Origin of the sequence: Aeromonas sp. S11(2024), from assembly GCF_041402345.1 — a bacterium.
Lineage (GTDB): Bacteria > Pseudomonadota > Gammaproteobacteria > Enterobacterales > Aeromonadaceae > Aeromonas > Aeromonas veronii.
Genome location: NZ_JBGLRC010000001.1, coordinates 184,891 through 208,098, shown reverse-complemented (window position 1 = coordinate 208,098; position 23,208 = coordinate 184,891). Strand labels below are relative to the sequence as shown.

General features: G+C 60.0%; 11 protein-coding genes. 6 read left to right on the top strand and 5 right to left on the bottom strand.

The genetic code is table 11. The annotated features are described in order from the left end of the window. Positions 1 to 125 precede the first annotated feature (125 nt). Together ACB040_RS00835 and ACB040_RS00830 are read left to right on the top strand one after the other, a co-directional pair. Positions 126 to 1,043, top strand: coding sequence for a DMT family transporter (locus ACB040_RS00835; protein WP_371153790.1), 918 nt, complete (start codon positions 126 to 128; stop codon positions 1,041 to 1,043). A gap of 69 nt (positions 1,044 to 1,112) precedes the next feature. After that, positions 1,113 to 1,979 carry a LysR family transcriptional regulator gene (locus tag ACB040_RS00830; RefSeq protein WP_371153792.1) on the top strand — a complete coding sequence of 289 codons (867 nt, stop codon included), beginning with the start codon at positions 1,113 to 1,115 and terminating at the stop codon, positions 1,977 to 1,979. A gap of 76 nt (positions 1,980 to 2,055) precedes the next feature. On the opposite strand, the gene ACB040_RS00825 is transcribed toward ACB040_RS00830, so the two are convergent. The 4 genes from ACB040_RS00825 to ACB040_RS00810 all read right to left on the bottom strand — a co-directional run bounded on the left by ACB040_RS00825 (position 2,056) and on the right by ACB040_RS00810 (position 6,970). Beyond that, positions 2,056 to 2,832 carry a TSUP family transporter gene (locus ACB040_RS00825; RefSeq protein WP_005333472.1) on the bottom strand — a complete coding sequence of 259 codons (777 nt, stop codon included), beginning with the start codon at positions 2,830 to 2,832 and terminating at the stop codon, positions 2,056 to 2,058. 197 nt (positions 2,833 to 3,029) lie between these two features. After that, on the bottom strand, positions 3,030 to 3,785 hold the full coding sequence (locus ACB040_RS00820) for a tRNA-uridine aminocarboxypropyltransferase (protein ID WP_371153794.1): 756 nt from the start codon (positions 3,783 to 3,785) through the stop codon (positions 3,030 to 3,032). 173 nt (positions 3,786 to 3,958) lie between these two features. Next, positions 3,959 to 5,170 (bottom strand): ROK family transcriptional regulator, encoded by a 1,212-nt coding sequence (locus ACB040_RS00815; RefSeq protein ID WP_005333476.1) that lies wholly within the window; start codon positions 5,168 to 5,170, stop codon positions 3,959 to 3,961. A gap of 132 nt (positions 5,171 to 5,302) precedes the next feature. After that, on the bottom strand, positions 5,303 to 6,970 hold the full coding sequence (locus tag ACB040_RS00810) for a methyl-accepting chemotaxis protein (RefSeq protein ID WP_100645734.1): 1,668 nt from the start codon (positions 6,968 to 6,970) through the stop codon (positions 5,303 to 5,305). Positions 6,971 to 7,093: 123 nt separating this feature from the next. Between ACB040_RS00810 and ACB040_RS00805 the strand changes: the two genes are divergently transcribed. The 4 genes from ACB040_RS00805 (at position 7,094) to glpC (ending at position 11,974) form a co-directional block, all read left to right on the top strand. Further along, positions 7,094 to 7,549 carry a YchJ family protein gene (locus ACB040_RS00805; RefSeq protein WP_371153797.1) on the top strand — a complete coding sequence of 152 codons (456 nt, stop codon included), beginning with the start codon at positions 7,094 to 7,096 and terminating at the stop codon, positions 7,547 to 7,549. Between the two features lie 242 nt (positions 7,550 to 7,791). After that, entirely contained in the window at positions 7,792 to 9,465 is a 1,674-nt protein-coding gene (glpA, locus tag ACB040_RS00800; RefSeq protein WP_371153799.1) for an anaerobic glycerol-3-phosphate dehydrogenase subunit A, read from the top strand. Then, positions 9,455 to 10,720, top strand: a complete 1,266-nt coding sequence (glpB, locus tag ACB040_RS00795) for a glycerol-3-phosphate dehydrogenase subunit GlpB (RefSeq protein WP_371153801.1) — start codon at positions 9,455 to 9,457, stop codon at positions 10,718 to 10,720. The genes glpA and glpB overlap by 11 nt, the downstream gene beginning before the upstream one ends. A gap of 51 nt (positions 10,721 to 10,771) precedes the next feature. After that, entirely contained in the window at positions 10,772 to 11,974 is a 1,203-nt protein-coding gene (glpC, locus tag ACB040_RS00790) for an anaerobic glycerol-3-phosphate dehydrogenase subunit GlpC (protein WP_236294136.1), read from the top strand. Between the two features lie 97 nt (positions 11,975 to 12,071). Here the strand turns inward: glpC and ACB040_RS00785 are convergent, their stop codons facing one another. Then, positions 12,072 to 22,763 (bottom strand): retention module-containing protein, encoded by a 10,692-nt coding sequence (locus ACB040_RS00785; RefSeq protein ID WP_371153803.1) that lies wholly within the window; start codon positions 22,761 to 22,763, stop codon positions 12,072 to 12,074. Positions 22,764 to 23,208 lie beyond the last annotated feature (445 nt).

The following is a 23,208-nucleotide window of genomic DNA, read 5'->3' as shown; positions in this document are numbered from 1 at the left end:
ATCCATCTTACCGACCACGCCCACAGATGACAGCGCAGGGCGATGAAAAACCGCAAGATGGTGCAATCCAGCCATCAGAGCTCGCCCCATAGTGGGTCATCTCTCCCTGACTCTCCGGAACTGTGATGAATCTGATGCTCTATCTTGCCACCGTGCTTATCTGGGGCAGCACCTGGATTGCCATCGCCTGGCAACTTGGCCCCATCCCCATCGAGGTGTCGGTGCTCTATCGCTTCCTGCTGGCGGCGGTGGCACTGTTTGCCCTGCTCACCGCCAGCGGCCGCTTTCCACGCCTCCCCTGGCACGGCCAGCGCTATGCCGCACTGCTCGGTGCCCTGCTCTTTTCCACCAACTTTCTCTGCTTTTACCACGCCACCCGTTATATCCCGAGCGGCATGTCGGCAGTGATCTTTGCCAGTGCCAGCATCTTCAACGGCCTCAACCTCTGGCTGTTCGAGCGCAAGCGCCCCACCCTGCGCTGGTTGCAAGGCTCCTTGCTGGGGCTCTTTGGCACCCAGTTACTGTTCTGGCCGGTACTGGCAGATGCGCAATTGGGTGCAAACGGCTGGAAGGGGCTGCTGCTCGCCTGCGGCGGCACCCTCTGCTTTTCGCTGGGCAATCTGGTCTCGGCCCGGGGCCAACGCCACGGCTACCACGTACTGCAACTGGTGCCCTGGGGCATGGTTTACGGCGTGGTGCTGTTGCTGGGCTGGGTCACATTGCTCGGGCAGCAACTGGTGGTGCCGACCGATGGCCACTATCTGGCGGCCATGGTCTACCTCGCCCTGTTTGGCTCGGTGATCGCTTTTACCGCCTACCTGACGCTGGTGGGGCGCATCGGGGCCAGCAAGGCCTCCTACGCCACCGTGCTCTTTCCGCTGGTGGCGCTTACCCTCTCCACCTTTTATGAAGGCTTTGTCTGGCAGCCGGTCTCGGTGGCCGGAGTGGTGATCAGCCTCATCGGCAATCTGGTGATCTTCGCGCCGCCCTTAAGCGAGTGGCGCATTCGACCGGCCAAGGCAGCAAACGACCCTTGCTCCTGAGCCAGTCAGCCCCTAAGGTAGCGCTGATCAATCTGTGACGATCCTGATGGCGATAAACAAGGGGGCGAGATGTTACTGGAAGGGCTGGAGACGCTGAGCCTGCTGGCGAGTGAAGGGACCATGGCCAAGGTGGCCAGTCGCCTCTATATCAGCCAGTCGGCGGTGAGCAAGCGAATTGCCCAGCTGGAGCAGCGCCTTGGCAAGAAGCTGATCGAGCCGGAGGGGCGCCAGATCCGCCTCACCCCGCAGGCAAAGGAGCTGCTGGAACGAGTGGCCCCGAGCTTGGCCGAAATGAAGGGGGTGCTGGCCGATAGTCAGGATCTGGCGGATCAGAGCCCCCTCCCGATCGCCTGCTCCGAAACCCTGCTGGCCGGTTATCTCGCCCACTTCATGCGCGACTATCTGGAGCGCGATCCCCACCTTGCCCTCTCTACCCACCACACCCCGGTCATTCTGGCGCGGGTGCGCAGCGGTGATGCCCTGCTCGGCATCTGCGCCGGTCGGCTCCCTCCCGGCCATGGCCTCGGCGCCGATCTGCTGCTTGAGGAGCCCTTTTATCTGGTTGGCGAGGCGCAGCAGAGCCTGCCGCCAGCCAACACAGAAAGCAGGCGCAAGATCCTCACCATGGATCTGGAGAACCCCTCCAACCGCTACCTGCGCGAACCGCTGGCTGATATGGGGCTGGAGCCCGCCATGGAGCTCGACTCCTATCTGGCGCTCATCGAACTGGCCAAGGCAGGTATTGGCCCTGTGCTGCTCCCCGCTGGCCTACTGGGGCTAGTGGGAGAACAGGGGGAGATGGCCCGCCCACTGCCCGGACTGGGCCGCCCCCTGCATCTGGTCTACCGGCCAAACAGCCTAAAACGAGAGCGGATCTCCAGGCTGGTGAGCGCCCTGCACCAACACTTTCGCCACCGCAGCGACACACCGCGCTAGCCATGTAAAACACCAGATATGACAACGGGGCCCTTGGGCCCCGTTAACAATTGCGATGCGGCAAGCAAGGCGCATATCAGATCCAGGCAAACAGCTCCGGATACTGGCTCCACACCAGCTTGGCAGACATCAGCAAGGAGACGGTCACCAGCAGCGGCTTGATCAGCTTCACCCCTTTTTTCAGCACCATTTTGGAGCCAAAACGGGCGCCGATGAACTGCCCCAGCGCCATGCAGAAGCCGACACTCCACACCACCTTGCCACCGAGCGCAAAGAACAGCAGGGAGGCGATATTCGAGGTGAAGTTGAGCAGCTTGGTATGAGCGGTGGCGCGCGCCATGCCAAAACCCGCCAGCGCCACGAAACCGATGGCGAAAAACGAACCTGTGCCCGGCCCAAAGAAGCCGTCATAAAAGCCGACACCGCCCCCCACCAGCAGCGCAAACAGCATGGGAGTCAGACGGCGGGAGCTCTCGGCATCGCTTACCCGCGGCGAGAAGTAGAAGTAGCAGGCAAAGGCCATCAGCAGGAAAGGCAGCAGGCGCTCGAGAATGGCGGCGTCTATGGTCTGCACTGCCAGCGTGCCGATAGCCGCACCGATAAAGGTGCAGATCACCGCAGGCCAAATCATGGCCCACTCCAGCAGCCCCTTGCGGGCATAGAACCAGGTGGCGGAGAAGGAGCCAAAACTGCTCTGCAGCTTGTTGGTGCCGAGCACCAGAGCGGGCGGCATGCCGGTGGCAAGCAACGCTGGCACCGTCAGCAGGCCGCCGCCACCGGCGATGGCATCGATAAAGCCGGCGACAAGCGCCACACCGAACAGGGCAAACAGGGTAACCAGTTCCAATTCCATCCATAGACCTCACGAGAGTGGGTTGCCCGAAGGGGTCGAGCAACCGGAGAACACCAAAACGACGTTGTGCGGGGGCACAGGCTGTGCCGCTATCCTAGCGAGCCACTGACCATGAATCTAACGAAACAGTGGCAGCCAATTGATTCCTGATTTTCATTGATTTGAGCTGTCAGGCCCCTGCCCCCTCAGAGGGCCAGTTAGCAAGCCGGTGAAGCGACGTTCGCTTCCTTGATGGCCGCCAGTGCCTCACAGAGATGATCCTCATCGGCACCGGGGAAACGGCTGACCCGCCCGGCCATGTAGCGGCTGCTGAACAAGTTGAACCAGTGCTGCAGTGCCTGCCCCGCCTTGAGCTCTCCCGCCACTTCCAGCACGCAGGCCGCCACCTCGGCGGTACAGAGGTGCTCCTCGCTGTTGGCCACCCGCATACCGTAGGTGGAGAGCGTATCGGGTTTGATGGCGAGCACCGGAAAACCGTCCAGATAAGGGCTCTTGTTGAACATCTTGCGCGCCTCCGGCCAGGTGCCATCGAGCAGGATAAAGAGCGGTTTTTTACCCGGTGTCAGCGTCACCTCGCCGGTCAGGCGGGCAGGCTCCTTCTCGCAAGCGGGAAAGACCACATAGGGCTGCCACGCGGGATCGGCCAGCAGGGCCAGCAGCTCGGGATGGGGTTGGGTGCGCGACCAGAGAAACGCCCAGGTGGTATCCGGTAACACATCGGCGATCAGGCGACCGGTGTTGGAGGGCTTCATCGGCTCGCTGTCGTACATAAGCAGGCAAAAGCCCGCCTCCGCTTTGAGCTCGGGGCGCCACTCGCAGGCACACCAATCCTCGCGCAGCTGACAGGCCGGACAGCGGGCCAAGGTACCGCCACGGGCAAGAAACGGTCGGGTAGAGATACTCTTGCGCCAGGCCCGCAGGCGGTTGACGGCGTGATCAGGAACAGGCTTCATCTAGGTTCACAACTGGAGTCAAAACAGGAACGGCAGCGGTGCCAACATGTCATGGCGCCACAGGGCGCGATAACAGGGGGCTGCCGGAAAAGCGCAAGATTGTACCGAGTTACGCGCTGGCGGAACAGCAATCCCTGCCCCTTTCGCCAGATGCAGTGCCCACTCCTCTTGCCTTACGACTCCTGACAGCTGCGCAGCAGCTCCAGCAACAGGCTGCCATCGCGCAGTGCCTTGTGCACCTGCACCGAAGTGGGCTTGGTGGGATCTTCGTAGAAGTGGGTGGATTCAATCTGCAGCCGCACCAGATATTCGGCGGGCAACTGGCTGGCCAGCGACTGGTGCAGCATGGGGAACAGCAGCCGATCGGCACGGGTGATCTCGCCCCCCAGCAGCAGCTTGCCCGGATTGAGCAGGCAGATGAGATTGGAGAGCACCTTGGAGAGGCGGCCCGCCGCCTGATGGAGAATATCCTGGCAAAGGCTGTTACCCGCCAGCGCCAGCTCGCACAGCTCGCGAATGGTGACGCTCTCGGGCAAGTCGTGCTCCTGCATCCGTTCGCGCAGATCCCGGTATTGCGCCTCCAGCGCCTGATTGGTCACCAGGGTGCAGGCGCAGCCAAAACCACCGCAGTAGCAGCGCTGGCCATAGGGCTCGAGCTGCAGGTGGCTGAGATCCCCGAGCAGCGCATTCTCGCTCTCGATGAGCTGACCATTGACCACCATGCCGACCCCGATGTCGTTGTGGACAAACACCAGCACCGCATCGGCACAATTTTTGGCGGCCCCCCACTCCCGCTCGGCCTGGATCCAGGTGCGCACGTCACCGCTCACCAGCACAGGTACCGAGAACGCCTGTTGCAGAGTTGGGCCAAGGGGCCAGTTGCGCAGATCGTAGAAGGGGAAGTGCTTGACCATGCCGGAGTGGCGCTCTACCTGACCCGGCAGGCAGAGGGCGATACAGGCCAGACTGAGGGACTTTCTCGGCAAAAACACCTTGATGGCGTGCACCAGACTGCCCAGCAGATCGGCGCGCTCCTCCTCGGTAAAGAGGTGGCGCTGGCGGGCCAGCGAGCGACCGGAGAAGTCAAACAGCGCCATATCCACGTAGCCACGGCCAAGACGCATGGAGAGAAACTGGAAGCGGCGCTCGTTGATGCGCAGCAAGGTCTGACGACGGCCGCGCCCCACCGAACTTTCACCACAGGTGACCACCAGACCCCCATCGAGCAGTTCCCGGGTGATCTTGGTGATACTGGCTGGCGAGAGACCGGTCAGGCGGGAGAGATCGGTGCGCGACAGCTCCTTGTGCTCTTCCAGGCTGGCATAGACCAGGCCGTAGTTGAGCTGCCGGATCAAATCGATACTACCTTTCACGATCTCATTCATAGGGTATGGGGCAAAGGCTGAAAAAAAGAGGCTGGCAATTTTCACACATTATTGGTCAATCCCCAAATAAAGTGCGGCCTGAACCGGGGGTCAGGCCGCATCTTGTGGTTGCCGTCACGGACCATTGCAAGATCAATATCGGAATTGCGAGACCAGTTTGCGCAATTTGTCGCCGGTATTGGCCAGATCGCGGGTGGTGCTGTTAGACTCCACCGCCGCGCTGGTCAACTCGCTGACAATCTGCTGAATGGCCACCAGGTTCTTGTTGATCTCCTCCGACACCGCATGCTGCTCTTCGGCGGCGGTGGCGATCTGGATGTTCATGTCGTTGATGGTACTGACCGCCATCACCATGCTATCGAGGGAGCTGGCGATATGGCTCGCCTCCTGCACCGTCTCCTGGCTGCGATCCTCGCTCGCCTGCATCACCTCCACCGCCTGCTTCACCCCGCCCTGCAGACGTTGCAGCATCTCGTTGATCTCCTTGGTGCTCTGCTGGGTACGACCAGCCAGCGAACGCACTTCGTCCGCCACCACCGCAAAGCCCCGCCCCTGCTCACCGGCACGGGCCGCCTCGATGGCGGCGTTCAGCGCCAGCAGGTTGGTCTGCTCGGCAATGCCGCGAATGACCTCCACCACCGAGCCAATCTTGGCGGTCTCTTGCGCCAATTGCTCGATAACGCCGGAGGCAGTATGCACCTCCCCCACCAGCCGGTTGATACTGTTGATGGCCCCGCTCACCACACCCCGGGCGGCGTCCGACTCACGGGCCGCATCGCTGGTTGCTGTCGCGGCATTGGAGGCACTGGCCGCCACCTCCTGAGCGGTGGAGCTCATCTCGGTCACCGCTGTGACCACCTGATCGGTCTCGCGACTGTGACCCTGCATCTGATGGTCATAGTGCTCGCTCAAATGGTGCAACTTGTCGACCGCGCTAAAGAGGTGGTTGCTGGTCTCGCCCACCTGACTTACCACCGACTGGATCCGCTCGACAAAGCGGTTGAAGGCGCTGGCCAGCTGGCCAATCTCGTCCTGACTCTGCACCTTGAGGCGCTGGGTCAGATCCCCGTCGCCGTTGGCAATATCGTTCAATGCCAGTACCGCATCCGCCAACGGCTTGGTGACCCGGTTGCCCACAATAACGGTCGCCGCCAGGGTGATACCGAGGATCAGCAGGATCACCAGCACACTGCTCTGCAACGAGGCATGCATGTTGCTCTCGCGCTCTGCCCGCAGGGCCGCCAGCTCGTTGTCGATATCATCGATATAAAAACCGGTGCCAATGGCCCACTGGTATTTGTCCAGCACCAGAGTAAAGGCCAGTTTGGGGGCATCGCGACCGATGGAGGGCTTGGCCGTCCAGTATTCGGTAAAACCATCCCCCTGACGGGCCGACTTGAGGATCTCCTGGATCAGCAATTTGCCCTTGGCATCCTTGTCGTTCCAGCGGTTTTTCCCCTCCAGCTCGGTACGCACCGGCAGCAGTATGGTATTGCCCTCGAAGTCATAGACAAAAAAGTAGCCGTCACTGCTGTAACGCAGCGGCCTGAGCAACTCTTTGACCTTTTGACGATTTTCCGGAGAATCCGGCAGGGAATACACGGCATCGACGGCAGTTTTGGCCATCATGATGTAACTGCTGAGCAGCGCTTTACGCTCCTTGATGGCATTTTCCCTCGCCACCACCAGATCAGACTCCAGATCACTCTTGGAGACCATGTAGTTACTGAGATTGACCACCAGGGCCATCAACAGTACGGGGACTGCACCCAGTAACAGGATTTTCTGCTTTAGCGTCATCTTTCACATCCTTGCAGCTGTTTTTATTGGAATTCCTTGCTTACTCATCAGTATAGGTGCTGGCAGGGCGAGCCCAGCTTTCGTTACAATTCCCTTAAACAAATCGGCCAGAACGTGAAAATCATGAATCTTTGTCCTTGCGGCTCAACCCTTTCTCTCGAATTGTGCTGTGGCTCACGTCACAGTGGCGCTGTGGCTGACACCCCGGAGCAGCTGATGCGCTCGCGCTACAGCGCTTTTGTGCTCAGTCTGGGGGAGTATCTGGTCCATAGCTGGCACCCAGCCCACCTTGGCGGCCTCACCGCCGAAGAGCTCTCTCACATCGACACCCGCTGGGACGGTCTCGAGATCATCGCCAGCCAGGGCGGCCCGGAGGATGAAACCGGAATGGTGGAGTTCAAAGCCTGGTTTCTGGAGGGGGATGAGCGTCACTGCCTCCATGAGCGTTCCCGCTTCGTGCGTTATCAGGGGCGCTGGGTCTACACCGAGGGAGAGCAGGATCCAGCCCCCCTCAAGGCAGGACGCAACGATCCCTGCCCCTGTGGCAGCGGAAAAAAGCACAAGAAGTGCTGCGGCTGACGCATCACACACCCATCAGACTCGTCAAACAGTGACAAGGGGCATCCGATGCCCCTTTTTTGTGTCTGCCATTTGCCACCAGCCCATTAACCGCTGCGATAACAAACGTGACAAATGTCACATAATGCTCATTAACGCGCGAGAAAATGAGCGTTTGCGAGCGCAAATTTGGCCCATATCAAACATTTCCACTCAGAAGTAGGCCACACTGGCCTCATCTGGAAGAGATGAGACGGGCAACAATGAAAAGAATAACTACACAAGTCGTCATCATAGGCGGCGGTGCCACAGGGGCCGGCATCATGCGCGATTGCGCACTGCGCGGCATCGACTGCATCCTGCTCGAGCGCGATGATATCGCCGCCGGCACCACCGGCCGCAACCACGGCCTGCTCCACTCCGGTGCCCGCTACGCGGTGACAGATCAGGAGTCCGCCCGCGAATGCATCCAGGAAAACCGCGTCCTCAAGCGGATCGCCAGCCACTGTGTCGAGGACACAGGCGGCCTCTTCCTCACCCTGCCGGAAGATGACATCAATTTCCAAACCACCTTTATGGATGCCTGCTCCCTGGCCGGTATCGAAACCCGCCAGCTCGATCCCGGTGAAGCCCTGCGGCTCGAGCCCAACGCCAACCCGGCGATGATCGGCGCCATCCATGTGCCGGATGGCACGGTCGACCCGTTCCGCCTCGCCGCTGCCAACGTGCTGGATGCCAAAGAGCATGGCGCCCGCATCTTCACCCACAGCAAGGTGCTGGGACTCTTGCGCACTCAGGATCGGGTACACGGGGTCAAGGCGATCAACACCCGCACCGGCGAAGCATTTGAGGTGGAGTGTCAGGAGGTGATCAACGCCGCCGGCATCTGGGGCCAGCAAATTTGCGAATACGCCGATCTCGGCATCCGCATGTTCCCGGCCAAGGGCTCCCTGCTCATCATGGATTACCGCATCAACCAGCTGGTGCTCAACCGTGCTCGCAAACCGGCGGATGCGGACATTCTGGTGCCGGGCGATACCATCTCCCTCATCGGTACCACCTCCAGTCGCATCGATTACAACAAGATTGACCAGCTCACCGTCGAACCCGAAGAGGTCGAAGTGTTGCTGCGCGAGGGGATCAAGCTCGCCCCCATCATGGCCCGCACCCGTCTGCTGCGCGCCTACGCCGGGGTACGCCCGCTGGTGGCGGTGGACGGTGACGACACCGGCCGCAACATCAGCCGCGGTATCGTGCTGCTGGATCACGCCGAGCGTGACGGCCTCAAGGGCTTCAACACCATCACCGGCGGCAAGCTGATGACCTACCGCCTGATGGCGGAATGGGCCACCGATCTGCTGGCCAAGAAACTCGGCAACAGCAAACCCTGCCAGACCGCCGAACTGAGCCTGCCCGGCTCACGGGATCCGGAAAAGGTCTCCGCTCCCGGCCTCTCGGTGCCGGTCGAAGGCTCCGCCCAATACCGCCACGGCGAGCGGGTTATCGCCTTCTTCCGTGACAACCCCAAGGCCAACGCCCTCATCTGCGAGTGTGAAATGGTCACCGCGGGTGAAATCGAATACGCCCTGCGCGAGCTGGATGTGGACAACCTCATCGACCTGCGCCGCCGCACCCGTCTGGGGATGGGGCCCTGTCAGGGGGAGCTGTGCGCCTACCGCGCCGCCGGTCTGATGCAGGAGTACGGCAAGGCCGATGGCCGTCAGGCCTGCGTCATGCTGCGCCAGTTCCTAGAGGAGCGTTACAAGGGAACCCGCCCCGTTCTGTGGGGCGATGCCCTGCGCGAGGCCGAGTTCACCTACTGGATCTACGAAGGGCTGTTTGGCCTGGGGGAATGGACGGCGCCGCAACTGGTTGCCGATGCCCCACGCGGCCCAACCGGCGAGACCACTCACAAGGAGAGCCGTCATGAAGTTTGACAATATCGTTATCGGCGGTGGCATGGCGGGACTCTCGGCTGCCCTGCGGCTGGTGGAGGCAGGCCAGAAGACCCTGCTGATGGCCTCCGGCCAGAGTGCCCTGCACTTCTCCTCCGGCTCGGTCGATCTGCTCGAAAGCGAGGGAGATCCCCGCGCCGCCCTGCCCGCCTTTATGGCTGCCCATCCGGATCATCCCTACAGCAAAGTAGGAATGCAAAATATCGAAGCGAGTCTGGCCGATCTGCAGCGCCACTGCGCCGAGCAGGGATTGCCGCTGGTTCGCCACGACACCAATCACCAGCGCCTGACTCCCATCGGTACCCTCAAGCGCACCTGGCTCTCCCCCGATACCTGTGCCTGTGTCACAGATGCGCCGATCCCCGATGTACTACTGCTGGCCACCCTCGAGGGCTTTCGTGACTTTCATCCGGCACTGGCGGCCGCCAATCTGGCGACCCATCCGCGTTTTGCCCACTGCCGCATTCTGACTGGCGAAATCCGCCTGCCCCAGCTGGCGGAATTCAGCCGCAATCCCCACGAGTTTCGCTCAGCCGATATCGCCCGTCTGTGTGACAAACACCATCTGGTGGCCGATCTGGCCCGCGAGATCAGCCGCATGGTGCAGGAGAGCGGCGTACCCGTCTGCCGCCATATCGTGCTGCCCGCCTGCCTTTCGCTGGGGCTGGTTGGCCCGCGTCTGGCGGAGCTGGAACAGCGTACCGGCTGCACCATCAAGGAGGTGGCCACCATGCCGCCGTCACTGATCGGCATGCGGATGCAGGAGGCGCTCAAGCGCCGCTTTATGGCCCTTGGCGGCACCTTCCTCACCAGCGAGCGGGTGCTGGGCGCCCGCTACGAAGGTGACCGGGTAGTCGGCGTACATACCCAGAATGGCGATGATCAGCTGTTCGAGGCGGACAACTTCGTGCTCGCCTCCGGCAGCTTCTTTAGCCGCGGGCTGGAATCCCGTCTGCGCGGCATTCGCGAGCCCATCTTCGATGCCGATGTGTTGAGTCTGGAGGAGCGTGATGCCTGGGCCGGTCGTCGCCTGTTTGACCATCACCCTTTCATGGGCTTCGGGGTCAAGACCGACAACAAACTCAGAGTGCTGCGTGGCGGCAAGCCGCTCACCAACCTCTATGGCGCGGGCAGTGTCTTGGCCCATTACGACCCAATTCGTGAAGGTTCCGGCTCCGGTGTTGCCGTTGCCACCGGCTGGCAGGCCGCCGGTCACATTTTGAGTTCAGCTCAATGATGATTTTGTCCCATATCCCGTGCCTTCACACCCTACGGGAGGAGAACTGACATGCTACTGGATCACGCCAACCAAACTTTCGATCAGTGCATCAAATGCACCGTCTGTACCGCCTACTGCCCGGTGGCCAAGGCCAACCCCGCCTACCCCGGCCCGAAACAGGCGGGCCCGGATGGCGAGCGGCTGCGGATCAAGAGCCCCGAGCTCTTTGACAGCGCCCTCAAGCACTGCACCAACTGCAAACGCTGCGAAGTGGCCTGCCCGAGCGGAGTGCGCATCGGCGACATCATCGCCAAGGCCAAGCATCAGTACAGCGGTTTCAAACCGGGGATCCGCGAGTTCGTGCTCTCTCACACCGATCTGATGGGCAGCATGTCTACCCTGATGGCCCCGGTGGTCAACTTCACCACCGGCCTCAAGCCGATGAAGCTGGTGCTGGACAAGGCGCTGGGGGTCTCATCCCACCGCGATCTGCCCAAATACTCCCAAGGCACCTTCCGCGGCTGGTACAAAAAGCAGAAAGAGACTCAGGCCAGCTTTGCGCGGCAGATCGCCTACTTCCACGGCTGCTACGTCAACTACAACCACCCGCAGCTTGGCAAGGAGCTGGTACAGGTGCTCAACGCCATGAACATAGGTGTGCAGTTGCTGGAGCGGGAGAAGTGCTGCGGCGTACCGCTGATTGCCAACGGCTTCATGGACAAGGCCAAGCAGCAGGCGGCCTTTAATATCAAGCAGATGGAAAACTCCCTGCTGGGCAACGAGATGCCGCTGCTAGCCACCTCCTCCACCTGTGGCTTCACCCTGCGCGATGAATACCCCCACCTGCTGGAGCAGGACAACCACAAGGTGCGGGATCGCATCTCGCTGGTGACCCGCTTCCTGTGGAACGAGTTCTACAAGGGCAACAAACCGGCGATGAAGCCGCTCAATCTGCACATCGCCTACCACACCCCCTGCCACATGGAAAAAATGGGGGGCGTCATCTACACCCTCGAATTGCTGCGCGCCATTCCCGGGGTCAAGGTGACGGTGCTGGAGTCCCAGTGTTGTGGTATCGCCGGCACCTACGGCTTCAAGTCGGAGAACTACCAGACAAGCCAGACCATCGGCGAGGGGCTGTTTGATCAAATCAACCGCCTCTCCCCCGATCTGGTGATCACCGACTGCGAGACCTGCAAATGGCAGATCGAGATGAGCACCAGCTTCCGCTGTGAACATCCGATCCACCTGCTGGCCCAGGCGTTGGCCTGAATCCCCGGCCCTTACGGCCGCATAAAAACAATCCACGCAGAGATAAACAAAGAGCCGGTAATTGCCGGCTCTTCTTTTTTACGCTTCACACACGCTATTAGGGGTGCTGGATGATCAGGCTATGTTGATCTTCCAGCATGCTCTGCAGGATATCGTGGGACGAGGTGCTGGTGAGATTCCAGCTACTCAAATCCACATCCTTCAGGGTGATCTGCTGGGTTATCTGGCCATCACCCGCGGGTGAAACCGAGAGATTCACATCGCTCAGGCCATTGCTCCCCGTGGTCACCGAGGCGGAGAGATGCTTGAGCAGATCATCGACACCATTGCCAGTGACCCCTTGCAGCATGTCAGCCAGATCGATCTTGTCCCCTTGCTCCGGATGGAAGTCGGTGATGGTATCGATGGCGGGCTGCCCCTGACTCCCCTCGTCCCCGTGCTGCCAGACGAAGAGATCGCTGCCAGCCCCGCCGGTGAGGATGTCGTTGCCATGCCCCCCCAATAGACGGTCATCGCCGGAGGAACCAAACAGCCAATCCCCCTGATCGGAACCGACCAACTCATTACCACTCTGGCCGTACACCGTAATGGTCTCAAGGGGCGTGCTGACGGTTGAGCCGCCGACACTCGATTCGGCACTGATCCCCAGCACATGGTCACCGTCGCCAAAACCGCTGAAGTAGAGCGGAACCGAGTGATCGGCCGGGATCAGCCAGTCGCCATTGCCATCGGCATGACCAACAATCTGACCATGCTCATCCTGCACCTGCGCCCCATTCAGGCCGCTGATGCGGATGGAGAGCTCGCCGGTGGCCGGGTTGACCACGCTGGCGTTGATGCCAAGGGGGATAACGGCCCCCTGCAAGGCATGGAACGCATGCTGATCCACCGTCAGACCCGGCATATCCGGCTCGGGAGTGACCGTGATGGTCACCTGATCGGTGTCGCTCAGCGGGCCACCCGCACCAGTGTTGCCCTGATCGGAGGTAGTGACGGTAAGGGTATCCTCTCCCCAGAAATCTTTGGCCGGTTCATAGTGCAGGTTGCTTGCCAGCAACTGGTTGAGATCGGCCAGCGACCCCACCAAGGTGATCTCGCTGGTACCCGCCCCCTGCACCATCACGGCACCGGTTGCACCCATCAAGGTCAGTACACCATGCTCGACCCGCAGCACCATGGAGACAGGCGCACTGCCTGCATCCACATCCTTCACGCTGACGCCGGAGAGCGACAGGGAGCCATCTTCCTTCACCGTCATGCTGCCAGGCAGCTGATTGACCGGGGCATCGTTGACCGGCTGCACCTCGATGGGCAGCACATCGGTATCGCTGAGTGCCCCGCCACTACCCGTGTTCCCCTGATCGTTGGTGACCATGGTCAGGGCGTCATTGCCGTAGAAATCACTGTTGCCCTGATAGGTGACCCCGCCAGAGAGCAAGGCATTGAGATCGGCCAGCGTGCCGGTCAGCACCAGCGAACCGGTGCCGTTGCCGACCACCGTCACGCCGCTGCCAGCAGGCAGCGTCAGGGTGCCATGCTCCACCGACAGGGTGATCTTGATGGGGCTGTTGCCCGCATCCACATCTTTCACCTGCAAACCGTGGATGACGAAGGGCTGATCTTCCTGCGCGACCTGAGGGGTCGTTGGCAATACGTTGATTGGCGCATCGTTGACCGGGCTTACATCCACATGGATGGTGCCATTGACCTCGGGGCCAAGGGCGCCGTTGTCGAGGCTCTGGGCGGTGATCTTGAGATCCAGTGCACCGTTGGCATCATTGGTCACCAGCTCGACTGCACCCAGCTTGCCGCCCTCGGTGGTGACCTGCCAGCGACCGCCACCCAGATCAACAACCGTCCCCGCCACGCCATGTGGCAATCGGATCTCGGCACCATCAGGCACCCCTTCGATGGTGACCCGCACCTGCTCGGGCTTGTTCTCATGCACATTACCCGCACTGCCGCCGGTTGGCTGGGAATCCCGGGTCTCCAGCCCCAGATCCAGAGTAATCACATCCCCTTCGGTACCGCTCGCCTGACCCTGAATGTCGGCGATAAGGGCATCCCCCACCGGATTGACGGTGACGGTAAAGCTGCCACTGGTTTCGAGCGGGATGGTGAGCCCCTTGTCCAAGGTAAAGGCGCTGAGTGACAGATCCACGGTGCCGCTGAAGTCCGCTGGCGGGATCAGGGTCAGCTTGGAGAAATCGGTCCCCACGGGTACCTGCCAGACGCCGCCACCATTGTTGACCGCCGGAGCCGACAGGGTGAAGCCATCCGGTACCCCCTTGATCTGCAGCGCGACGATCTGCTCGGAGCCATCATTGTCGATAAGGGTTGCGCCAAATCCGGCAAGGTTGACCGTGCCATCCTCGCTCCCCGTGACGCTGTGCACCGAGAGCTGGGCCGGATCGTTGACTGGTCTCACCTCAAAGCCGACCTCTCCGCTCCAGCTGCCGCTGTCAGTCACCAGCTGGCCACCGACCAGCGCGGTATCAACGATATCGACCTTGATGTCGAGCGGTACCTGACCGCTGAAATGCTCTTTGGGCACAAACACCAAATCCTTGAGGGCTGCTACGTCGTTGACCACCAATGTGGTCAGTGGCTGGTTGCCGACTAGGAAATAGCCAAACTTGGGATCGACGCTAATGGTCACCGCCTTCACCGTCTCGACACCTCCATCAGCCTCGCTCGGGCTGATATCAGCCAGTTTCACCGAGAGATCGAGGTGGATCTCGCTATCTTCCAGATTGTCCGGCTGTCCGTCATGGTTGGTATCCAGCACGCTCAAAGTCAGTTCCGGGTGCTCGCCACGGCCACCATTCACATCGACAACGGGGGCCACATCGACCCGGACCGTGCTGCTGTCAACCTTGATATTGCCGCTGGCGGTATCAGTATTCACCACCTTCACCTCGATATTGAGCGAGCCGGCAAAGTCTTGCGGCAAACCGAGGGTCAGCCCTTCCAGCCCCACCAGTGACGGCGGCACCTTGATCACATACTCACCGGTCGAGATGTTGTACTCGGCCCCGCTGATGGTCACGCCCGCCGGAAGCCCCTTGAGGACTATGGTCACCTCGTCGCTCGCCTGGTCGGCGGCGCCGATATGGATCACGCCTTTGAGCTGCTGACCAAAATCACCCCGGATATCCTCCTTGCCCACCAGCACAGCGTTGTCGTCGATATCGACAGTCGCCGCCGGTGTCTTGGGCGTCACTGGCGTGTTCTCAAATTCGGCACTGGTTTCCAGGCTCACTTTGACATGGGCACTGGCATCGCCATCGTCGCCCCGGTCGATCACCATGGCATCGATGCGGATCGGTTGAACCTTGCCGACAACCCCGTCCGGCGCATGCAACTTGAAGCTGCCGAGGTTGCCCGCCGGCACGATCCAGCTGCCGTTACCGTTGTTGATACCGCCAATCACTACAAACTGATCGCCTCTGCCACCGTTCAACACCGGCAGGTTAATCACCAGATAGTCGATCTCCTCCACACTCGAGGGATCGAGGTCGGTAAAGAGGAAACGCCCTGCCAGATCGATATCGGCACCGCCCTGACCTACCAGCGGGCCGCCGGTCTGCACCAGCTTGCCATCGGACTCCACCACGGCCTGGATATCGACATGCAGATTGCCATCGATCACCTTCTCGGCCACGGCTCCCGAATCCACATCGTGCTGGGTCACTGTGACATGGCTCTGGATAGTGGTATCCCGATCGCTATCCTCCGGCGCCTTCACCAGCAGCTGCCCCCCGTTGAGCAGGCTGTCGAGCTGGGCGGCTGTCAGGGTGACCTTGCCACTGACCACGGTCAGCTGACTCTCGACACTGCCGACTCGCAGCCAGATCTGGTAGCCATCCTCCACCCCGGAGAGACTCAGCGCCGTGACCCTCTCGGCGCCGTCAGTAAGGGTCGGATGCCAGTCCAGCACGGTGAACTGATCTTCCAGGCCATGGCTGGTCTTGCTGTAGTCGGTGGCGTCAATCTCCGGTTCAACCTTGATATGCAGCGGCACCTCGAAGCTCTTGTGATCACCATCGTTCTCGGTCACCACCACCTTGGCGATCAGGTTCAAATCCGCCGTGCTGTTATGGGACGGCTGAATAAGCAGGTTGCCAAGATCCGATACATTGACCTGATAGGTCGGTTTGCCGCTGGCATCGAGCCCGGCAAAGGTAAGGGTCAGCTCCTTGCCATTGGCATCAAAGACCCGAGCCCCTTCCGGTAGCCCTTGCAGCACCACGTTGAGGCTCTCGGATTTATCCCACGGGGTATCCGCCAGCTCACCCGATACCAGCTTGAAATCCAGGGGAGCGCGCCCATCCTCAGCCACTGTGATGCTGTAACCCTCACCATCTTGGGTCCAGCCCGTATCGCTCAGAATGAAGTCCGGTTTATCCACCACCCCCACCAGATCCACATGAAGGGTCTGGGAGCCCGTCTCCTTCTCGTTCACCATGGTATGGGTCTGGCCACTGGCATTTGTCAGAGTAGCCGTGTCTTTCACCACCCCTTTGATGATCAAGTCGAAATCGACGTTGCTGTTTTTCGGCGGTTGCAGCTTGAGTTCGCCAATCCGATCAACAGGAACCTCATAGTAACCGTCTATGTTTTGTGCAACGGCGGAACCACCCAGCAACAAGGTTGCATCGGCAGGCAGGCCGCTGATGCGGACAAACATCTGCTCGGAGCCATCGAGTTTGTCATCCAGATGAGTAAGGGAGATCTTGCTGCCCAGATCGAGCAGGGTGTCTTCCTTGCCCTGAATGTCACGCACGGTGAGCTTGGCTTCATCGGCCACCGGATTGACGTTGATCACCAGATCAATTTTGTCTCCCTGCACCGTGCCCTGACCCTGAGCGATAGGGTTCTTCTCGGTGCTGATCGGCGTCACCGACAGCTTGATGTCACCACTGAAATCCTCGCCCGGAACCACAGTCACCTTGTTGATGGTGCCTGCCGAAACGGTGTAGATGCCATTGCTATTTGGCTTGAGCTCGACACCGTCGAGCATCAGGATTCCCTTGCCCGCTTCCAGCTTGATCTGATAGGTCAACGTCTCGGATCTGTCGGTATCAGTCAGGCTCGCCTTGACGTCCAGCTTGATACCCGTACTGTCTTCATTGGTCTCATAGTGGCGAGTGGTGTTGGCTGTGTCCCACATCGGCTTGTCGGCCACGCCGCGCACCGTCACCGCCAGATCGCCCGTTACGGCCGCAGGTGCTGCCCCTTCGGTGACACCGACCTGCAGTTGCACCTGGAAGTGCAGTGGTTGACCGCCACTGCTCCAGCTCGACCAGTTGCTTGAAGGCACAAAGGTCACCCCCTGAGTGGTGTAGTGAACATTATCACTGGTCACCATGGCCGCTGGCGGCACGATAAACCACTTGCCATCAGCCGTGGTGGTGAGGGCAACGCCGTTGTAATAGAAGGTGCCATGGGCATTGGCAGGCGCCTGGATAAGCAACTGATCCACATGCTCACCGCGATCGAAATCGCCAATATCGAGCTGCATGTTGATAGGGATACCCAGCCTCGGGTCTTGCGCCCCCTGATCTTCGTTACCAATGGCTGCGCTAACGGTAAAACGCACCGCTTCATCCTGCAGATTGAGGGTCAGTGTGCTGTCTGCACGATCGCCATCGCCATCGACCAGATGGGCTGTCACCACCTGGCTGAGCTGACTTGCATCGTGATTGAAACCGGCCGCAGGATTGAAGGAGTAGGAGCCATCGGCAGAGATGGTCAGGGTTCCCATCACCTGCTTGCCATCGGGGCTCATCACATCTTGTATCAAAGAGCCATTGATGGCATACGTCTGGCCATTGATGGTAATCGACTCGACGCGGGCACCATCCGCACCTTCATTGGCGGTAGGCAGCAGATCGCCGGTCACGGTACTGCTCCCCTCGCTCAGGGTATGTGCCAGCACAGTGCCGATAGGCATGTCATCTTGTACCGTCACGGTCACACTGACGTTCGGACTGCGATCGCCATCATGATCGGTGACAAACAGCGGCACTTCGATGGTCAACTCATCCTTGCCTTGTGCACCGTGATCAAGCTGGCCTACCAGATGGACGCTGTAACTGCCGTTAACATCGAGGTGGACCCAGAAAACGGGCTTGCCTCCCTCGGCCGTAGCCAGATACCAGCCGGTGCTGTGTGGAGCCAGCGTAACCGCTTTGCCACCCGACATGAGGTGATTGGCCTGATTGAATGCAGCCACACCCAGCTCAAGGGAGGCAACCCGATCCGAACCGGCAGTGATGGTCACCTTGCCACTATCGGTTTCTCCACTCTCTGCAGGTGTGGTCCCTGGATGCTGACCGCTCACTGCATCGAGATCAGACTCCTCGACCCGAACCGGTTCAATGGCGGATATGATCGGGTTGATGCCATCAGTCACCGTGATGGTAGCGGTTCCCTGATTTTTGCTGCCATCGCTGTCGGTGACTTCGACCGGCAGATTCAGCTCCAGCTTGTTGTCTGCACCGTGATCCAGGTTGGTATGCACCGTCACCTGATAACCGATCTCTGCGCTAGTGTGAGCGGCAATGCTGGCGGGGACGGTCGGGATGGACACCGTCATCACCACCAGACCAGAGCTGGTCACCGCCTGGAAAGTGTGACCATCCGTGCCAACCGCTTTCCAGGTCAGGGTTTCGCCGTTATGGGTGATGGGCTTGCCGCTGGCATCCATAACCTGACCGGAGAGGGTCAGTCGCACATCGGTCACCGGATCCGAGTCAGCCTTGATGGTGATCTTGCCGCTCGCCTGCTGGTCATCCACCGCCGAGTTGGCGCCATCGAAGCGCCCTTCGCTGAGGGTTACACCTGTCAGAGTGAGGGTCGGTTTATCTCCTTCCCCAATCTGGATATTGAGGGTGCCACTGGTGCTGTCGTTGTTGCCGCCCGCCTTGTCGTAGTCGTTGACGATCACCTTGATGGGCAGCTCGGTCACGGCGTTGGCGCCCTGATGGATCCCCTGATAGAGGGTGACCTGATAGTCAAACCCGTTCTTGCCCGCCTGATCGAGGCTGCCAATCAGCTTGACCTCGAACACCTCGACCCGCTGGCCATCCACCATCACATAGCCCTTGATGAGCTGGCTGCCCGGGATCAGCGGGTCACCATCCACCAGCTCGTACTGCACCGGTTTACCCAATGCGGTCAGCGCAGGTTGCTGGCTGCCATCGGCAAACACCACCTCCACCACCCGATCCGACCCGGCCTGCACGTCAAAGTGACCGGTTTGACTCATACTGTTGCTGCCGGTGAGGTCCCCCTCATCCAGGGACACGCCTTTGCCCGGGATAAAGCTCGGTGCCTTGCCATCCACGATGGTGAGCGGCAGCGTGGTACTAATGCGATCGCCATCCTTGTCGGCCAGGGTGACGGCCAGCGGCAGGTTGAGGGATTCACTCCCCTTGTGATCCAGCTCGCCGCTCAGGGTGACCTTGGCGGTGACGCTCCAGTTGCCGTTGTTATCGACCAAGCTCAGCTCGGCGCGCAGCACCACCTGGCCACCGGCGGTTCCGACCAGCTGGCCGGTTGCGGGATCGACGGCAAAAGTGACCGGGTTACCGTGGCTGGTGAGTCCGGTCAAGGTGCTCTGGATAGCGGCGATATCAAAGCCGAGGGAGTTGGGGTCGAGGGCATCACTGCCGTGCGCGACCGAGAAACTCATGGTGCTGACCGCTGCCGTCTCCCCTTGCGCCTTCTCGGTAATAGTGGTGCCAGTCACGGCGGAGATGGTCGGATTGGCACCATCACCCACCGCCACGGTAATAGTGGAAGAGACCCTGTCACCATCGCTGTCGAGCAGGGTAAAGCCCGCCTTGAGCAGGCTGTCGGCACTGCCCTGATCCAGCGGTTGATGAAGGGTAAAGCTGTATTTGCCATCGTTACCGAGGGTCAGCTCAAACACCAGCTTGCCATCTGGGGTACGCCCCTCGATAAGATGATCAGCCACCGTGATGGTCACGGCCTGCTTGCCCGAAGTGAACCCTTGCAGCCCCGGCTGATTGGCATCGAAGGTGATGCTGGCCAGCGGATCGCTGCCCGCAGTGATAGTCAGATCACCGTCAAGGGTCTGGCCCTGCTGCCAGTTGCTATCTTCGGTGAGCGTGAGGGAGACAGGATTAACCTGCGGCAAGGCGCCATCGGTAATGCTGATATTGAGGGTGCCGAGATTGCTCTTGTCGCCGTCAAAATCTGAACCCTGTACCTTCAGGCCAAGATTGAGGCTGTTGGTCGCTTCCGGTTCGTCAAACACCCCGGTCAGGGAGACATTGTATTTGCCATCCAGACCAATAGTAACGGTGAGGATTGCTTTGCCCTGCCAATCCTTGACGATCAGCTGGTTGTCTTGAACCTCGTAACTCGTCGCCTTGCCCTGGCTGGTGAGCCCAGCCAACGCCGACTGGCTCGCCTCAAAGTTGAGGGAGACCAGACGATCGCTGCCCACCGTCACCGGCAGCTGACCATCGATGCTCTGGTTGCCACCTTCTTGCAGCGAGACGCCCTTGTCGATGCCCAATGCGGGATCACTGCCATCATTGACGGTCAGGGTCAGGTTGGCGCTGGTGCTGTCCCCATCTATCTCGTTGGCGCTCACCTGCAAATCGAGGGAAAGCATGTCGCTCCCCTGATGATCGAGCGGGCCGGTGAGGGTGACCACCACCCGCCCAGCCAGATCGCTGCCCTGCTGCTGCGCATTCAATTCGGCGCGCATCACCTCCACCCGTTGGCCACTGCCATCCAGGTAGTAACCCACCAAGGTGCGATCATCGGCAAATTCAAAGGTCAGCGGATGACCATCGCTGGCAAGACCCGAGCCGTTGAGGGTAGTCAGGGTGCTGCTCTGATTGCTGAACACCAGCGAATCCACCAACAAAGGATCGACACCGTGTTTGACTACAAAGCGGCTCTCACCCACTACGGCAGCACTGTTGATAAAGGCATCTTCGGTCAGGGTAATGGGCGGGAGATCAACGTCAAAGTTGGGCGGATTGCTGTCCACCAGATTGATCACCAGCGGCGCCTTCACCAAATCGCCGTCGCTGTCTCGATATTCGAGGTTGAACGGCAGGCGCAACACGTCCTGACCGTGATCCAGACTCTGACTCCAGACGATGCGGTAACTTCCGTCATTGTTGAGGGTCAGGGTGAAGACAGTCGCCCCACCAGCACTGGCGGTCAGGGTCTGACCGTTGATGGTGTAGCCAAGAGGCGCGCCATGGCTGACGAGCCCCAGCCCTTCCAAGGCACTCTGATCAGCGGCGAACTGGACTTGCAGATTGCCATCCTGGCCAGCACCGGTATTTAGACTGCCGGTCGCGGTGATCGGGCCACCGGCCAATCCGGCTTCGGAGAGCGTCAGGGTTTCGCTCTGACCGATCAGCGGCGCCCCATCGCTGGCGCTGTTGCCCGCCAGATCGGTGACACTGGCACGCACTTCAAAGGATTGATTGATACCGGAGAGATCAAGACCGCTCACCTGCCAGCGGCCATCGGCCCCCACCTGTGCCGAGGTGGTCAACAGCGGCTGGCCATTGCTGTCAACAAGTGTGATGGTGACACTCTGACCCGCTTCCACATTGCTGGTGGAGCCGCTCAGGGTGGCGCTGCTGTTGCCAAACAGGGCAGTGGTATCGAGATCATCGATGTCGATAGATGCCTGAGTATCGACATTGATAACGAGGGTATCGCTGGCGCGGTTGCCGGCAATATCCACGGAATTGACCTGAAACTGGTACTGGCCATCGGCCAGGGTTTGCGGCAGCTGATATTGCCAGTTACCGGCGGCATCCACCGTCAGGACGGTGAGCACGCTGCCGCCAAGGCTCAGGGTTACGGTGGCGCCGGGCTCCCCCTTCCCTTGCAGCAGCGGGGTATTGTCGCGGGTCAGATCATCGATCTGGCTGGCGCCGGTGTCGCTCTCATCGGCGAGATCGAGGGTAATGGTGGTGATGGTATCGAGTAGAGTCTGTCCGGTGTCGCTGGCGTTGTTGCCCGCCTGATCCTGGGTATTGGCCACAATCTGCAACGGGCCATCCACCAACTTGCCGGTCACATCGCCAAAATTGGCTTCCCACACCAGGCCGGGCAGCACCACTGTCGTCACCGTCAGTGAATTGCCCGCCTGATCGATAAGGGTCACAGTGACTGGCTGGCCTATCTCCACATCATCCACCACACCACGAATGATGACGCCTGCCGCTTCATCGGCGTTGATAATGTTGTCGCTGGTTTGGGGCTCGGTGATGGTGATGGCAGCAAAGAAATCGCGCTCTTCGGAAAACAGCAGCTCATCACCGACAGGTTGCACCGCATGATCGGTATCAAAACCGGCCTCGGCCAGGGTGGCGTCATTGGTACGATCGACCACCACAAAACCACCCGAGCTGGAACCGGCTACACCACCGATATTACCCGCAGCGGCGGCGTTACCGGCGGCGGCCGCTTGAAACTGCTCTGTCGGGTCAACGCCCTGAAGGATCGCCTCTTGCAACGAGGCCAGTTCCGGATCGGTCGGTTGTCCATCAGCAGCAGGTGTGGCGGGCTCTGGTTTGGCGGCCATATCTTGCTCACCAGCAGGATCACTGCCCGGCTCGGCTAGTTGAAAGTGGCCCCCTTGGGCAGCTTGCAGGCGATCCCCCGGCTGCAATGCCATCCCCACCGTTGCTCGTATGACAGATCCATCTGCACTGATGACAAACACGGAGCCCTCGAGTTGGGTGATCACCGTGGACTTTTCAATTTGCAACTCTGCCATACAACCTCCAGCAAAACCTTAACCACCAACATCAGTACCTACAGGGTACTTGTCTGTTCAATAATCATACCGCACCAGACTAAGTGGGTCTTTTCGCTATTTTCGACAATGATTGCCATAAAATGGCCATAATTTACAAGATTGCGCATCTAACAGGCCCTTTTTAATAAAATGAGATTTGTATGAACCCAACTCCATCACCTTTATTAATAGGTCTATCAGACTCCATGTGACCATTTCTGTCGTTTGACGATAAATCCACTGCAGTTTCAACAAATGGATCATAATCCGAAGGTCAAAAGCTCACACCGCAACACCGAAAATTTGCATATTCAGTCAATTATTAGCATAAGACATTGCCAGAATATGTGAACAATACGGCAGCAATCAGGATCAGCAGCAAAAAGTGCCAGTACGCAACTGGACCGTTCAAACTCCTGCCATC

What these genes read in the sequence shown, in the direction of transcription:
- ACB040_RS00835 (WP_371153790.1), top strand. Translation starts at nt 126, where the DNA reads ATGAATCTGATGCTCTATCTTGCCACCGTGCTTATCTGGGGCAGCACC.
- ACB040_RS00810 (WP_100645734.1), bottom strand. Translation starts at nt 6,970, where the DNA reads ATGACGCTAAAGCAGAAAATCCTGTTACTGGGTGCAGTCCCCGTACTG.
- ACB040_RS00830 (WP_371153792.1), top strand. Translation starts at nt 1,113, where the DNA reads ATGTTACTGGAAGGGCTGGAGACGCTGAGCCTGCTGGCGAGTGAAGGG.
- ACB040_RS00815 (WP_005333476.1), bottom strand. Translation starts at nt 5,170, where the DNA reads ATGAATGAGATCGTGAAAGGTAGTATCGATTTGATCCGGCAGCTCAAC.
- glpA (WP_371153799.1), top strand. Translation starts at nt 7,792, where the DNA reads ATGAAAAGAATAACTACACAAGTCGTCATCATAGGCGGCGGTGCCACA.
- glpC (WP_236294136.1), top strand. Translation starts at nt 10,772, where the DNA reads ATGCTACTGGATCACGCCAACCAAACTTTCGATCAGTGCATCAAATGC.
- ACB040_RS00805 (WP_371153797.1), top strand. Translation starts at nt 7,094, where the DNA reads ATGAATCTTTGTCCTTGCGGCTCAACCCTTTCTCTCGAATTGTGCTGT.
- ACB040_RS00820 (WP_371153794.1), bottom strand. Translation starts at nt 3,785, where the DNA reads ATGAAGCCTGTTCCTGATCACGCCGTCAACCGCCTGCGGGCCTGGCGC.
- glpB (WP_371153801.1), top strand. Translation starts at nt 9,455, where the DNA reads ATGAAGTTTGACAATATCGTTATCGGCGGTGGCATGGCGGGACTCTCG.
- ACB040_RS00785 (WP_371153803.1), bottom strand. Translation starts at nt 22,763, where the DNA reads ATGGCAGAGTTGCAAATTGAAAAGTCCACGGTGATCACCCAACTCGAG.
- ACB040_RS00825 (WP_005333472.1), bottom strand. Translation starts at nt 2,832, where the DNA reads ATGGAATTGGAACTGGTTACCCTGTTTGCCCTGTTCGGTGTGGCGCTT.